Genomic DNA, 14116 nt, shown 5'->3' with positions numbered 1-14116 from the left:
ACGATGAAAACGTTGAAGAAAAAGCTAACAGAACACATTTCAGTCAAAATTATGATTGGCGTCGCCTTAGTGCTTTTGATCACGATCGCATCATTTTCAGCTGTGTTTACTTATATCAGCAAAGACTTGTCAGAACAGCTGAAACAGCAGTTCCAAAACCGCCTTTATACCGATATTCATCTTGCTGAAAACCAAATTAAACGTCTGGACGGGAATCCGCTTGAAATCGATTCTGCGGACAACCCGCTTTACAAGCAGACAAAAATGGCTGTGGACAGCCTGAAAAAGAAAAACAAACTTGAGAATATCTATATCCTTTCCAATGAGGGCGGGAAGGAGCGGATTCTCGTGCTGTCGGATACGTCCGATGATTTCGGCACGGATTACAGCTTTTCTCCTGAAATGAAAGAAGCCTTGACGACAAACAAAGAGACAGTAAGCGACGTGTATGAAGACGAATACGGCATTCACCAGTCAATTTTTCTGCCGCTTGAGAACAGCTCCGGCGAAAAGGTGGGAATTTTGGGGATCGATCTTGATGCTTCCGTGATTCCGGCGACAGCGGCAAAAGCGATGTGGTATACAATTGCGATCGCAGCATTTGTCTTGCTGCTCGGAATGGTCATGGCTTATTTTCTCGGTTCTTATATCGCGAAGCCGATCAGGCAGCTGATGAAGGCTTCAGAAAAAATTGCCGACGGCGATCTGTCGGCGGACATTTCTGTGAAGAGCCGTGATGAAGCCGGAAAGCTTGCCGAATCGTTCAAGCGGATGAGCGAAAATTTACAACAATTGATTGGACAAATTTCAGCTTCCTCTGAAGAGGTATCCAAGACGAGTCTCCAGTTGAAAAATGTATCGGCTGAATCGAGCGAAAGCGCGGCCCAGGTGGCTGAATCGATGAACAGCATGAGCGAGGGAATCAACGAAGTTGTCTCGTCTGTTTCGGATTGCCACACATCGGCTGCCGAAATCGATCATCAGCTTACACATGTCACGGAAGAAGTGAACGAGATGAAGAACGTTGCCGAAGGCGTCAGCAACGATTCCAAGACCGGACAGGAGCTTGTTGAAGAAACATTGCGGCAGACCCAGACGATTAAAAACGTGATGGAAGAGTCCAAACAAGCGGCAGCAGAGATGCAAAACCATACCGAAGAAATTGAAAAAGTCATCGGAATGATTTCCTCTATTGCTGAACAGACGAATTTGCTGGCGCTCAATGCTTCAATTGAAGCCGCCCGGGTCGGTGAAGAAGGCCAGGGCTTTGCTGTTGTTGCGGGAGAAGTCAGAAAGCTTTCCGAACGCTCGGCAGATGCCGCTTTATCCGTTTCCCAGCTTGTGGCGGGCACGCAGGAGAGCAGCCGGCTTGTCATGGAACGTATTCAGGAAGGAAACGAAGCGGTTGATAAAGGGCAGATATTAATCAACGGCACATACGAGAATTTTTCAGGAATTTTTAAAGGGATCTCTCAATTTACCGAACGGACCGATCAATTGCTTCAGTCCTTGTTAAAAGTCGAAAAATCGTATCAAACCATTTCATCAGCGATGGAGCAGATTTCCGCCGTTACCGAAGAGCAGGCGGCAGGTTCTGAAGAAGTCGCGGCAGCAGCGGAGCAGCAAAGCGCCGGCATGCAGGAAATCGCATCGGCCATTCAGCAGCTCTCCGCTTTGTCGGAAGAATTGAATCAAGCGGCATCCAAGTTTAAACTGGCCGCAGAATAAAAAGAACAGCCTGATCCAGAGAGATCAGGCTGTTTTGTTTATACAGGATTCAAAATCCGGTTTAAAAACTGTTTTGTTCGTTCTTCCTTAGGAGCTGAGAAAATTTGTTCAGGCGGGCCCTGTTCGACGATGACGCCGCCGTCGATAAAGACGACTTCGTCTGCGACATCCTGCGCGAATTTGATTTCGTGGGTGACGACAACCATCGTCCAGCCCTCATTCGCAAGGTCTTTCATGACTTTCAGCACTTCACCGACCAGCTCGGGGTCAAGCGCCGATGTGGGCTCGTCAAAAAGCATCAGTTCCGGCTTGATGGCCAGAGCGCGGGCGATCCCGACGCGCTGCTGCTGTCCCCCGGAAAGCTGGAATGGATAGAGGTCCATTTTGTCTTCAAGGCCGACCTTTTGCAGAAGCTGAACGGCTTCCTTTTTGACCTCTGCTTTATTGCGCTTTTGCACTTTTACCGGCCCTTCCATCACATTTTCAAGCACGGTGCGGTGCGGGAACAAGTGATAGGCCTGGAATACCATTCCCGACTTTCTCCGCAGGCGGAGGAGGTCAGCCGGTTTATTTTTCTTGGAAAAATCGATGGTGAAATCGTCAAAAGAAAGAATGCCGCGGTTTGGAATTTCCAAAGCGTTCAGGCAGCGAAGCAGCGTCGTCTTGCCTGAACCGGAAGGCCCTAAAATGGCGATCACTTTTCCTTTTTCGATGTTCAGGTCGATTTTTTTTAAGATTTCGTTTTCGCCGAAGGATTTATTCAGCCCTTTGATCGCAAGCATTGTCTATTTCCCTCCTTACCTGGCCACATACCGGTCCAACCGCCGTTCAATCTGCTGCTGAACAAGCGCGAGGACAAAGCAGATGATCCAATAGATGAATGCGGCTTCCATATAAATGATTAATATTTGGTCTAGATTGCTGGCCCCGATTTCCTGGGCTTTCCGGAATAATTCAGCAACAAGAATTTGTGACGCAAGCGATGTGTCTTTAACCAAGCTGATGAATGTATTGGATAATGGCGGAATCGACACGCGTACAGCCTGCGGCAGGATGACCCTGGTAAGCGCCGTTTTTTGAGTCATTCCAATCGAATAAGCCGCTTCCCACTGCCCTTTCGGAACGGAAAGGATGGAAGCTCTGATGATTTCCGACGCATATGCGCCGACATTTAATGAAAAGGCAATGATTGCGCTCGGAAACGGGTCAATCGTGATTTGAAACGCTGGAAACAAGTAAAAAATAATGAACAGCTGAACGAGCAGCGGCGTTCCGCGGATCGCTGAGACATAAATGCCGAAAACCGCTCTTAAAATGCGGGATTTGGACATTCTCGCCAGCGCCGTGATCAATGCGATGATCATACCGAATATAAAAGAGAGAATGGCAAGGGGAATCGAATAATAGATTCCCCTTAAAAAGATCGGCCAAAATGACTCACGCACAAGATCCCAGGGGATCGCCGCGCCGATGGCCGCCGCTTGTATATTACTTAGAAACATCTTCGCCAAACCATTTCTTCGCTATTTTCGCGAGTGTGCCATCCTCTTTCATGTCTTTCAGCGCGGAGTTGACCTTGTCAACCAGCTCGCCGCTTCCTTTGCGGAAAGCAAAATGCGTAGTTTGCGGTTCGCCTGTTTCAAAAGCGACTTTCAGGTTTTTGTTTCCTGATGTCTTCAAATAGTTCAGCACCGCCAGTTTATCGTTAAAGGTGAGGTCGACACGGCCCTGCTGAATCAGCTGGAACGATTGAGCCATTCCTTCCACGCCTTCGATTTCAGCGCCGGCGTTTTTCGCAAGATCATTATAGTTGCTTGTCAAAGACTGTGCAGCTTTTTTCCCTTTAACGTCCCCTTCAGATTTTATATCGTTGTTGTCCGCTTTTGTGACAACGACGGCTTGGGAAGTTGTATATGAATCAGAAAAATCGTACTGATCTTCACGGTCTTTTTTCCCGACTTGGTTGGCAACGACGTCAAAACGCTTGGAGTTGAGGCCGGCAAACATGCTGTCCCACTGCGTTTCTTTAAATTCAACTTTCAGGTTGAGGCGCTTGGCGACTTCCTGCATCACTTCGACATCATAACCTGTTAATTGATCTGTTTTTTTATCGTGGAATGTAAATGGTTCGTACGTTCCTTCAGTACCGACGGTCAAAACGCCTTTATCTTTAATTGAAGACCAGAGGCTGTCGCCGGCTGCGTTTTTATCCTTGGAGTTGTCCCCTGACGCGCCGCATGCGGCCATCACGGTGATCAACAGCGTCAATAATACAGCGAATATGGCTTTCTTCATTTTATTCCCCGCTTTTCTGATTGGATTTAGTTGATATGATTTTACTTAACGGTCTTACAAAAGTAAAGCATAAACCTTTTTTAGTATGAGTCAAGAAATTCGTTTTTAGTGATGATCATTCTGATTCCTGATCAAAGCGGATCTTCCATTTTTTAAGTCTGTATTGCAGACTCTGCCTGCTGATCCCCAGAACTCGCGCCGCCTGTGACACATTGTAATTGCATTTTTTAACGGTTTTTTGAATATAATACTTTTCGGCATTCTCGATTTGTTCCTTCAAAGGAGCCGCCGAGGCGGAAGGAAGCGGGGCGAACAGATCATAGCCCTGCTGCGGCAGCTGCTTTTTTGCCGCTGGTTTCGTCCTGTATTGCAATGGAAGGTGCGTCAGCTCCAGTTTGTCTTCGTAAGACATCAAATTCATGGCGCCTTCAATTAAATGTTCAAGCTCCCTGACGTTTCCCGGCCAATCATATGAAAGCAGAAACCGCCGTACCTCTTCCTCAAAACCTTTGACCTCCATTTGGAACAATGCGTTGTATTTATCGATAAAATGCTGCGTGAGCGGCATGATATCTTCCTTCCGATCTTTTAATGGAGGAATGAACAAAGTGACGACGCTCAGTCTGTAATACAAATCTTTTCGCAGTCTTTGCCCGCTGACCGCATCGACTGGATCTTCGTTCATCGTCGCAATGATCCTGACATCGATCGGAGTATCCTTGGAAGCGCCGATCCGCCTGATCGTTTTTTCTTGAATCGCGCGCAAAAGCTTTGCCTGCAAACTGAAGTCCAAAGAATTGATCTCGTCAAGGAGCAATGTGCCGCCGTCTGCTTGTTCGAAAAGACCCGGGCGATCGACTGCTCCCGTGAATGCCCCTTTGGCCGTGCCGAATAATAGGCCTTCAACGAGGCTTTCCGGGAGGGCTGCGCAGTTTTGCGAGATGAATGGGCCGGTCGACCGCTGGCTTCCGTTATGTATACTTTGGGCGAACAGTTCTTTTCCGGTTCCGGTGTCACCGACGATGAGAATGGAGGAAGAGGTCCGGGTCGCCCGCTTTGCATGTTCAATCACTTCCTTGAACACCGGGCTGACGCCGATCAGGCTGTCAAATGTATACTTTGTGTTTTCTGTTTTGTTCATATTTTCTCTGATCAGGCGTTCAAGCTTTGTGACATCTTTGGCAATCTCAACCGCTCCTTTCGTATTCCCGTTTTCCATAATGGGAAACGTATGATTAACGGTCGTAATTTCCTGGCCTTTGTTATTGAAGTAGGTCTGCTTGACGTTTTTGTTCGTTTTTCCGTGATGCAGCGCCTGCAGGAGAGTGCTGTCATGCTGGCTGGCAAACGTAAACACGTCCAGCACGTTTTTGTCGAGCACATCGCCGACATCCATCCCTTCAATCTGGCTCATTTTTTTGTTATAGACAACAGATGTGCCGTTTTCGTCGACGACATGCAAGCCGATATCGATTTCATCTATAATTCTTTGAAAAATAAGCTTCAGTAAATCATAATCCTTCAGCAAGTGACATCCCCCTTTGTTCGTAACTGTCTCCATTGTAAGTGAAGACTTGATAAGGGTGCAAAAAAATATGCATTTATTTTTGCACCTTTGAATAAAAACCGCAAAATTTTTTGCGAATTATACATGCAATGTTCTGAAAATTTGCGGTTTTAAGGATTGGCACGATACTTGCATATAAAATAGTGTGAAACAAAATACGACATCTGGCATGTATGTCCAAAAATAAGAAGGAGGAATCAGAATGACGGTTCTATCAAAGTCCGAGAAAATTATGAAGCAAACCGCACATTTTGGCGCGAATAACTATCATCCTTTGCCGATCGTGATTTCTGAAGCGGAAGGCGCGTGGGTGAAAGATCCGGAAGGCAACCGATACATGGATATGCTGAGCGCTTATTCCGCAGTGAATCAAGGGCACAGGCATCCGAAAATCATCCAGGCGTTAAAAGATCAGGCCGACAAAATCACCCTGACGTCGAGAGCTTTTCACAATGACCAGCTTGGTCCTTTCTATGAAAAAGTCGCTTCATTAACGGGGAAAGATATGGTTCTGCCGATGAACACCGGAGCGGAAGCGGTTGAGTCAGCGATTAAAGCAGCCCGGCGCTGGGCTTATGATGTAAAAGGCGTTCCGGACAATCAGGCGGAAATTATCGCATGTGAAGGCAATTTTCACGGCCGGACGATGCTGGCTGTGTCGCTTTCATCAGAAGAAGAATATAAACGCGGTTTCGGGCCGATGCTTCCCGGCATCAAGCTGATTCCATACGGGGATCTGGAGGCGCTGAAACAGGCGATCACACCGAATACAGCCGCTTTCTTAATTGAGCCGATTCAGGGTGAAGCGGGCATTGTCATTCCGCCGGAAGGCTTTTTGAAACAGGCTGCTGAAGTCTGCAAAGAACGCAATGTCTTGTTTATCGCTGACGAAATACAGTCAGGGCTTGCGCGAACGGGCAAAATGTTCGCCTCTGATTGGGAGGATGTCACACCGGACATGTACATTTTAGGAAAAGCGCTAGGAGGCGGCGTGTTCCCGATATCTTGTATTGCTGCAAACCGGGATGTGCTTGGCGTGTTTAATCCGGGCTCGCACGGGTCGACTTTCGGAGGGAATCCGCTTGCATGTGCCGTATCGATCGCCGCCCTTGAAGTGCTGGAAGATGAGCGGCTCGCTGAACGGTCGTTGGAGCTTGGGGAATATTTTAAAGAGAAGCTCTCGCAAATCGATAATCCAAAAATCAAAGAAGTGCGCGGCAGAGGGCTGTTCATCGGGGTTGAGCTGACAGAGGCGGCGCGCCCGTATTGCGAGCGTTTGAAAGAAGAAGGCCTGCTCTGCAAAGAAACGCATGAAACGGTGATTCGCTTTGCACCTCCTCTTGTTATTTCAAATGAGGATCTGGATTGGGCGATTGAAAAGATTACCCGTGTTTTGTCGAAGTAAAGCGGACGGCTGAACAATAAGGGGATTGTTCAGCCCGTTTTTTCGCCGCATGTGCGAAGTTTGTCAAAAATTGAAATATCAGGAAAATGTTCAGAAGATTTAAAAAATAGTCTATATGTCATAGGGGAAGCTGACATTAGGGAGAATGGAAACGGAAGGGGTGAAGGCGGTTTGAATCATGAAAACCGTGAACAATATGCACTGAAAAGAACGATGAAATCCCGCCATTTGTTTATGATCTCGCTTGGCGGCGTGATCGGAACCGGCTTTTTTCTCGGAACAGGATATACGATCAATGAAGCCGGGCCGATCGGCGCGATTCTTTCCTATTTAGCGGGCGGAATGATCATGTATTTTACGATGCTTTGCCTTGGGGAGCTCGCAGTGGCAATGCCGGTTTCAGGCTCTTTTCAGACGTACGCGACAAAATTTATCGGGCCTGCCACAGGATTTGCTGTCGGCTGGATTTACTGGCTCGGCTGGTCGGTTACGGTCGCTTTGGAATTTCTGTCGGCGGGGCAGCTCATGAAAAGATGGTTTCCCGATGTCGGCGTCTGGATATGGTGTTTGATTTTCGGCCTGCTGCTTTTTTCGCTTAACGCGCTATCGGCAAAAGCTTTCGGGGAATCGGAATTTTGGCTGTCCGGCATCAAAATTATCGTCATCCTTCTGTTTATTATTCTCGGCGGAGGCGCGATGTTCGGACTTATCGATATGAAAGACGGACAGGCTGCACCGTTCTTTTCCAATCTGATTGGAGACGGAATTTTTCCAAACGGATTCGGCGCGATCTTTATCACGATGATCACTGTCAACTTTGCCTTTCAGGGGACAGAGCTGATCGGGATCGCGGCGGGGGAAAGCGAAAATCCGGAAAAAACGGTGCCCCGCTCCATTAAACAGACGGTCTGGCGGACACTCGTGTTTTTCGGCTTGTCCGTATTTGTCCTGGCGGGGTTGATTCCATGGGAAAAAGCGGGGGTTGTTGAAAGCCCGTTCGTTGTCGTATTTGAACAAATTGGCATTCCGTATGCCGCCGATTTGATGAACTTTGTCATTTTAATTGCTTTATTATCGGTGGCGAATTCGGGTTTGTACGCATCGACGAGGATGCTTTATTCCCTTGCGAAAGAAGGAATGGCCGCTCAAGCTTTAAGCCGGGTCAATAAAAGAGGGATCCCGATGAATGCGCTGTGGATCACGCTCGGTTTTGCCGGTTTGTCCCTCGTCTCAAGCGTAATTGCCGCAGAAACGCTCTACATCTGGCTTTTGTCTCTTGCCGGTTTAAGCGCACAAGTCGGCTGGATCACGATTACGGTATCACAGCTGCTATTTCGCAGACGATATGTCAAAGAAGGCGGTAAGGTTGAAGACTTGAAATTTAAAACGCCTCTTTATCCTTATTTGCCGCTGACGGGATTTATTTTAAACAGCGCCGTCCTTGTGAGCCTTGCCTTTGATTCAGAGCAGAGAATGGCATTGTACTGCGGAATTTTGTTCATGTCGGCCAGCTACTTTGTTTATCACATGTTTGTGAAAAAACGCCAGACTCTTGAGCGACAAGAAGCATTGATCTATCAAAACAAAACGAACGATGAGGTGGTTATTGATGAATAAGCAAGTTTCTCTGATTGGAATGCCGATGGACTTGGGACAGGCGCGGCGCGGTGTGGATATGGGACCGAGCGCGATTCGCTACGCTCATATCGTGGAACGTCTGACCGAGCTGGGCTATGATATCGATGATCTTGGCGATGTGCCGATCAACCGCGATCAGCCAAAAGGAGACAAAGGGCTGAAAAATTTAGTTTCCGTACTCGAAGGAAACTGCAAGCTGGCCGATATCGTCGACAATGTCATCGAACAGCGCCGCTTCCCGCTCGTGTTGGGCGGAGACCACAGCATAGCCATCGGGACATTGGCGGGGGTAGCCAAGCATTATCAACAGCTCGGCGTGATTTGGTATGACGCACACGGCGACTTAAATACGCTGGAGACATCACCGTCGGGCAACATCCACGGTATGCCGCTGGCGGTAAGTCTCGGTGTCGGCCACGAAAAGCTGGTCAACCTTCACGGCTATGCGCCGAAAATCAAGCCGGAGCATGTCGTCATCATCGGTGCGCGCTCGCTTGATGAAGGAGAGCGCAAATATATCCGTGAAACCGGCATGAAAGTCTACACCATGCATGAAATCGACAGGCTCGGTATGACGAAGGTGATAGAGGAAACGATCGAGTATCTGTCAGCAAATTGCGACGGCATTCATCTGAGCCTCGATCTCGACGGTCTTGATCCGAGCGACGCTCCGGGAGTCGGCACCCCTGTCGTCGGAGGCATCAGCTACAGGGAAAGCCATTTGGCGATGGAAATGCTTTATGATGCAGATATCATTACTTCTGCCGAGTTTGTTGAAGTCAACCCGATACTTGATCATAAAAATAAAACCGGTGAGGCGGCTGTCGAACTGATCGAATCGCTGTTAGGGAAGAAGCTGCTGTAACCAATGCAAAGGAGAAGGCATCGGCATGATGCCTTTTCTTTTTTTTATCAAAATAAAGCCAAAAACTCTCTTACGGGCTTCGGCAGAAAACTGCCGGCCCGCCACACGACAGACGGCTGCAGAATGAACGGATTGTCTTGAATCTCCAAAGTCTGAACATGGCGTGCAAAATGCGCCGGCAGCATGGACAGCGGCAGAATCGTTGCTCCGAATCCCGAAGTGACGAGGCTGAGGAGCGTTGTAGAATCGTGGCACTCACAGACGACCCTCGGCTCCAAGCCCGATGATTGAAAGTGATAGACGACCTCATCATAAATCCCTTTTCCATGCGACGGCCTGAGCAGAATCAGCGGCAGACCGGCAATTTCTTTCATTCCGGCTTCCCCTTTTAAGCCATACGACTGATTCCCCGGAAGAACGAGCTTGCATGGGACCTCCGGCAGGCTCTTTGATTCGATATTTTTGCTGTGGAAAGGCGTTGTCGTGACCGCCGCATCGATCTGCCGGCTTTCCAGGAGCCCGCTCAGCCGTGAAGGCTCACCTTCCCAAATGTTAAACATTAAATTCGGGTACATTTCCCTGATCTTCGAGACTTTTGAGAGCAATAGAGCCGCACAGTAAATCGTTGAACCGACGGCAAGGGTTCCGTTGACTTCTTCACGCAGCTCCCGAACCTCCAAGATGGAATCCTCAAGCTTGTGCAGGATTTCTTTTGCTCTTTTCAAAAACACTTCTCCTTCATAGGTCAGCGTCAGATTTTTCTTTTTGTTCCGGTCAAATAAAACGACTCCGAGCTCCTCTTCCATCTGCTTCAACTGTCTGGAGAGCGGCGGCTGGGCGATATGGAGCCGCTTCGCCGCCGTTGTAATCTTTCCTTCCTGTGCGATCGTAACAAAGTACTTTAACTGGCGAATATCCATTTTCTCGGCACTCCTTTTTATACCTTTAAAGTATTATATATAGATTTAACAGATATTTTCAATATGGTAAATAGAGGCGTATCATTTTAACTGAAGCACTAAGGAGGAAAGGGGGGCGCATATGAACATCATCATCGGAATTACGGGCGCGACCGGCGCGATATTTGGCGTGCGGATGCTGGAGTGGCTGAAGAAAACCGACGCAGAGACACACCTGGTTATCTCTCCGTGGGCAGCGGCAACGATCCTGCACGAAACGGGATATACGATGAAAGACGTAGAAAAGCTCGCATCTTTTACGTATTCCCACAAAGACCAGGCGGCCCGCATTTCAAGCGGTTCCTTTCAAACGGACGGAATGATTGTCGCACCGTGCAGCATGAAGACGTTGGCGGGCATCCGCACCGGTATGGCGGATAACCTGTTGACCCGTTCGGCGGACGTCATGCTGAAGGAACGGAAAAAGCTTGTGCTGTTAACAAGGGAGACGCCGCTGAACCAGATTCATCTTGAAAACATGCTTGAGCTGACAAAAATGGGCGCGGTGATCCTGCCGCCGATGCCGGCTTTTTATAATCATCCCCAAAATCTGACCGAAATGGTCGACCATATCGTATTCCGGACGCTGGACCAATTTGGAATCCATCTGTCTGAAGCGAAGCGCTGGGAAGGAATGAAGCAGGAGAAATAAGGAGGATAACAGAATGGCTTATCAAGACTTTAGAGATTTTTTAAATACGCTGAAAAAAGAAGGACAGCTTCTTGAAGTTCAGGAAGAGGTGAAGCCGGAACCCGATTTGGGAGCCGCTGCACGCGCCGCCAACAACCTCGGAGACAAATCACCCGCTCTTTTATTCAACAACATTTACGGCTATAACAATGCCCAAATCGCGCTGAATGTCATCGGTTCCTGGCCGAACCACGCGTTAATGCTCGGCCTTCCGAAAGACACGCCTGTCAAAGAACAGTTCTTTGAATTCGCGCGCCGCTATGATCAGTTTCCTGTAAAAGTGCAAAGAGAGGAAACAGCGCCGTTTCACGAAAACGACATCAAAGAAGACATCAACCTGTTTGACATTCTGCCGCTCTTCCGCATCAATCAGGGCGACGGCGGCTTTTATTTAGATAAGGCATGCGTCATTTCCAGAGATGTCGAGGATCCGGAACACTTCGGCAAACAAAATGTCGGCATGTACAGATTGCAAGTAAAAGGAAAAGACCGCCTCGGCATTCAGCCCGTCCCGCAGCATGACATTGCAATCCACCTGCGCCAGGCTGAAGAGCGCGGCGAAAACCTGCCTGTCACGATTGCGCTCGGCTGCGAACCGGTCATTGCAACGGCGGCATCCACACCGCTCTTATACGATCAATCAGAATACGAAATGGCAGGGGCCTTGCAAGGCGAACCTTATAAAATCGTCAAATCAAAACTGTCTGACTTAGATATCCCATGGGGCGCGGAAGTGGTTCTCGAAGGCGAGATCCTGGCGGGCGAACGTGAGTATGAAGGCCCGTTCGGCGAGTTTACCGGCCACTATTCAGGCGGAAGAAGCATGCCAATCATCAAAATCAAGCGCGTCTGCCACCGCAACAACCCGATTTTTGAACACCTGTATTTAGGCATGCCTTGGACTGAGGTTGACTACATGGTCGGGATTAATACATGTGTGCCGCTTTACCAGCAGCTAAAAGAGGCCTATCCGAATGAAATTGTCGCGGTAAACGCGATGTATACACACGGCTTGATCGCCATTGTATCAACGAAAAGCCGCTACGGCGGATTCGCCAAAGCCGTCGGCATGCGCGCGCTGACGACCCCGCACGGCCTCGGATACTGCAAAATGGTGATCCTCGTTGACGAAGACGTCGATCCGTTTAACCTCCCGCAAGTGATGTGGGCAATTTCAACGAAAATGCATCCAAAACACGATGCAGTCATCATCCCGGATTTATCCGTTCTGGCGCTTGATCCGGGTTCTGAACCGGCGGGAATCACCCACAAAATGATCCTGGACGCGACAACGCCTGCGGCCCCGGAAACAAGAGGACACTATTCACAGCCGCTCGATTCCCCTATAGGAACGAAAGAGTGGGAAGCGAAATTAATGAATCTGTTAAATCAATAAAAGAGGAGAGTGTTTCATCATGCATACATGTCCGCGCTGCGAATTAAAAGAAGCGGAAACCGTCAGCAAGTCACCCGTTGAAGGAGCCTGGGAAGTTTATCAATGCCAGCACTGCTTTTTCACTTGGAGGTCATCGGAGCCGGAGACGATCACAAATCCTGAAAAATACAATCCGGCCTTTAAAATTGACCCTTCTGAAGTCGAAACAGCCGTACAAGTGTCGGCGGTTCCAGACCGGAAAATCTAAAGGGAGGCATCCGGCATGGCTCAGCTATCTAACGAATTGTTTCAGCTGATAAACGGAGAGAAACTCGCCGGAAAGCGGCGCGAAGCGATGATGCTCCAGACCGTCACAGAAGACGGCTGGCCGCACACAGCGATGATCAGCGCCGGCGAAATCCTCGCCTTGAACAAAACCGACATCCGCCTGGCTCTCTGGCAAGGCACAACGACAACCGCGAACATCGCGAGAACAGGCCGGGCGCTCCTCGTCACCTGCTGGAAAGGCAAAGCACATTATGTGCGGCTGTCTTTAAAGAAACTGCCCGAATTAAAAGACGCCAAACACCCGAGAGCGCGCTTCGCCGGCACAGTCGAAGCGGCACGGGAAGATATCGCAAAATACGCTGATATCATCTCCGGCGTTCAGATTGAGCTGAAGGATGAAGCGGCGGTTTTGCGGCGGTGGGAGGAGACGCTGGAGGAACTGAGGAAATGAAGAAAAGGACCATGGCGAACCATGGTCCTTTCAATTATTTCTGCAGCATTTTATTCGTCACTTTATAAGCCAAGATACAGCCAATTGTAATGATAATAATGGCGATCGAAAGGATCACGAGCTTTTCAGCAACGGTATATATCGGCATGGGAATAATAACAGCGCAGACGGAAAACACGCCGCCAAAATAAACAAACAGGATCAGCGGTTTTTTGTATTTTTTCCAAATCACTTGATTAATCCCGTTTCTTTCGGGGGCTGCCGGGTGTTTGCGGTCTTCATCTTTCATCAATTTATTTAGCAGCACATAAATGAGAAATGCGAATAAAGTTGCCGAGAAAATATTAAAACAGAGGATAAACAGTTTTTCTCCGATGCTCATCTTCGGAATCAGAACAGTGCTGAGAACGGAGCCGCATACGAAAAACAAGTAGACGGATAAGATGGCTTTGTTTCTTGGTTTTTCTAGAAATTTAGACATTCGGACCTCTCCAATCGTAAATGATTAAACGCTGAAAATGAGATGGATCAGAAAAGAAAAAATATAAAAGATGATGATGCTTAAAATGCCTCTGCTCACAAGATAAAGGGCGAAATACAGTTTTCTCAGGAACCAGTTGTATCTTAATAGCCGTTTGTAAACGAAGTAACCGGTGCCGATAAGAAGAAAAACGAATGTGTTCGTGATTTTATGGGACCATTTTTCAGGTTTTAAAAAGATCATTTTTTCATATTCAATGATCATGTGACGCGCTATGATTAAAAAACCCAAACTGTAAGCGAAATGAGCGGCCAACATACCGGCGATGAAGTATTCGGTATATTCAACAATAGTTTCTGGTGACATCATAACT

Annotated in this window: 15 protein-coding genes; 8 read left to right on the top strand and 7 right to left on the bottom strand. The window is 48.3% G+C overall.

Features of this window, described 5'->3' with window-relative positions; translation table 11 throughout:
- The first annotated feature begins 3 nt into the window (after positions 1-3).
- Positions 4-1728: a methyl-accepting chemotaxis protein gene (locus tag MST20_RS16570; protein WP_243943569.1), complete on the top strand. Its 1725-nt coding sequence runs from the start codon at positions 4-6 to the stop codon at positions 1726-1728.
- A gap of 38 nt (positions 1729-1766) precedes the next feature.
- On the opposite strand, the gene MST20_RS16565 is transcribed toward MST20_RS16570, so the two are convergent.
- The 4 genes from MST20_RS16565 to MST20_RS16550 form a co-directional block, all read right to left on the bottom strand.
- Positions 1767-2510 (bottom strand): amino acid ABC transporter ATP-binding protein, encoded by a 744-nt coding sequence (locus MST20_RS16565; protein WP_165426011.1) that lies wholly within the window; start codon positions 2508-2510, stop codon positions 1767-1769.
- Positions 2511-2525: 15 nt separating this feature from the next.
- Positions 2526-3230, bottom strand: coding sequence for an amino acid ABC transporter permease (locus MST20_RS16560; RefSeq protein ID WP_243943567.1), 705 nt, complete (start codon positions 3228-3230; stop codon positions 2526-2528).
- Complete coding sequence (gene tcyA, locus MST20_RS16555) at positions 3217-4023, bottom strand: cystine ABC transporter substrate-binding lipoprotein TcyA (protein ID WP_243943566.1); 807 nt, start codon at positions 4021-4023, stop codon at positions 3217-3219. The genes MST20_RS16560 and tcyA overlap by 14 nt, the downstream gene beginning before the upstream one ends.
- Before the next feature lie 115 nt (positions 4024-4138).
- On the bottom strand, positions 4139-5551 hold the full coding sequence (locus tag MST20_RS16550; RefSeq protein WP_243943565.1) for a sigma-54 interaction domain-containing protein: 1413 nt from the start codon (positions 5549-5551) through the stop codon (positions 4139-4141).
- 241 nt (positions 5552-5792) lie between these two features.
- Between MST20_RS16550 and MST20_RS16545 the strand changes: the two genes are divergently transcribed.
- The 3 genes from MST20_RS16545 (at position 5793) to rocF (ending at position 9498) form a co-directional block, all read left to right on the top strand.
- The gene (locus tag MST20_RS16545) at positions 5793-6995 is read left to right on the top strand and encodes an ornithine--oxo-acid transaminase (protein ID WP_243943564.1); all 1203 of its coding nucleotides are present in this window, start codon (positions 5793-5795) and stop codon (positions 6993-6995) included.
- Positions 6996-7208: 213 nt separating this feature from the next.
- Entirely contained in the window at positions 7209-8612 is a 1404-nt protein-coding gene (locus MST20_RS16540) for an amino acid permease (RefSeq protein WP_243943878.1), read from the top strand.
- Positions 8605-9498, top strand: coding sequence for an arginase (gene rocF / locus MST20_RS16535; RefSeq protein WP_243943563.1), 894 nt, complete (start codon positions 8605-8607; stop codon positions 9496-9498). Before MST20_RS16540 ends, rocF begins: the two co-directional genes overlap by 8 nt.
- 47 nt (positions 9499-9545) lie before the next feature.
- On the opposite strand, the gene MST20_RS16530 is transcribed toward rocF, so the two are convergent.
- Positions 9546-10418: a LysR family transcriptional regulator gene (locus MST20_RS16530; RefSeq protein ID WP_243943562.1), complete on the bottom strand. Its 873-nt coding sequence runs from the start codon at positions 10416-10418 to the stop codon at positions 9546-9548.
- 121 nt (positions 10419-10539) lie between these two features.
- Here MST20_RS16530 and MST20_RS16525 point away from each other — a divergent pair, with 121 nt between their 5' ends.
- Genes MST20_RS16525 through MST20_RS16510 form a run of 4 tightly spaced genes read left to right on the top strand, consistent with a single transcriptional unit; the run spans position 10540 to position 13262 of the window.
- Positions 10540-11109, top strand: coding sequence for a non-oxidative hydroxyarylic acid decarboxylases subunit B (locus MST20_RS16525; protein WP_243943561.1), 570 nt, complete (start codon positions 10540-10542; stop codon positions 11107-11109).
- A gap of 13 nt (positions 11110-11122) precedes the next feature.
- Positions 11123-12544: a non-oxidative hydroxyarylic acid decarboxylases subunit C gene (locus tag MST20_RS16520; RefSeq protein ID WP_243943560.1), complete on the top strand. Its 1422-nt coding sequence runs from the start codon at positions 11123-11125 to the stop codon at positions 12542-12544.
- A gap of 19 nt (positions 12545-12563) precedes the next feature.
- Positions 12564-12791, top strand: coding sequence for a non-oxidative hydroxyarylic acid decarboxylases subunit D (locus MST20_RS16515; RefSeq protein ID WP_243943559.1), 228 nt, complete (start codon positions 12564-12566; stop codon positions 12789-12791).
- Positions 12792-12806: 15 nt separating this feature from the next.
- A complete protein-coding gene (locus MST20_RS16510; protein ID WP_243943558.1) occupies positions 12807-13262 on the top strand; it encodes a pyridoxamine 5'-phosphate oxidase family protein in 456 nt (151 codons plus the stop codon).
- Between the two features lie 34 nt (positions 13263-13296).
- Here MST20_RS16510 and MST20_RS16505 read toward each other — a convergent pair whose 3' ends face one another.
- Both MST20_RS16505 and MST20_RS16500 read right to left on the bottom strand, forming a co-directional pair.
- The gene (locus MST20_RS16505) at positions 13297-13743 is read right to left on the bottom strand and encodes a hypothetical protein (protein ID WP_243943556.1); all 447 of its coding nucleotides are present in this window, start codon (positions 13741-13743) and stop codon (positions 13297-13299) included.
- A 24-nt stretch (positions 13744-13767) separates the two neighbouring features.
- Complete coding sequence (locus MST20_RS16500; RefSeq protein WP_243943555.1) at positions 13768-14109, bottom strand: hypothetical protein; 342 nt, start codon at positions 14107-14109, stop codon at positions 13768-13770.
- Between the last annotated feature and the right edge of the window lie 7 nt (positions 14110-14116).

Source organism: Bacillus sp. B19-2, assembly GCF_022832475.1.
GTDB lineage: Bacteria > Bacillota > Bacilli > Bacillales > Bacillaceae > Bacillus > Bacillus paralicheniformis.
This window is presented reverse-complemented; position numbering and strand designations above follow the sequence as displayed.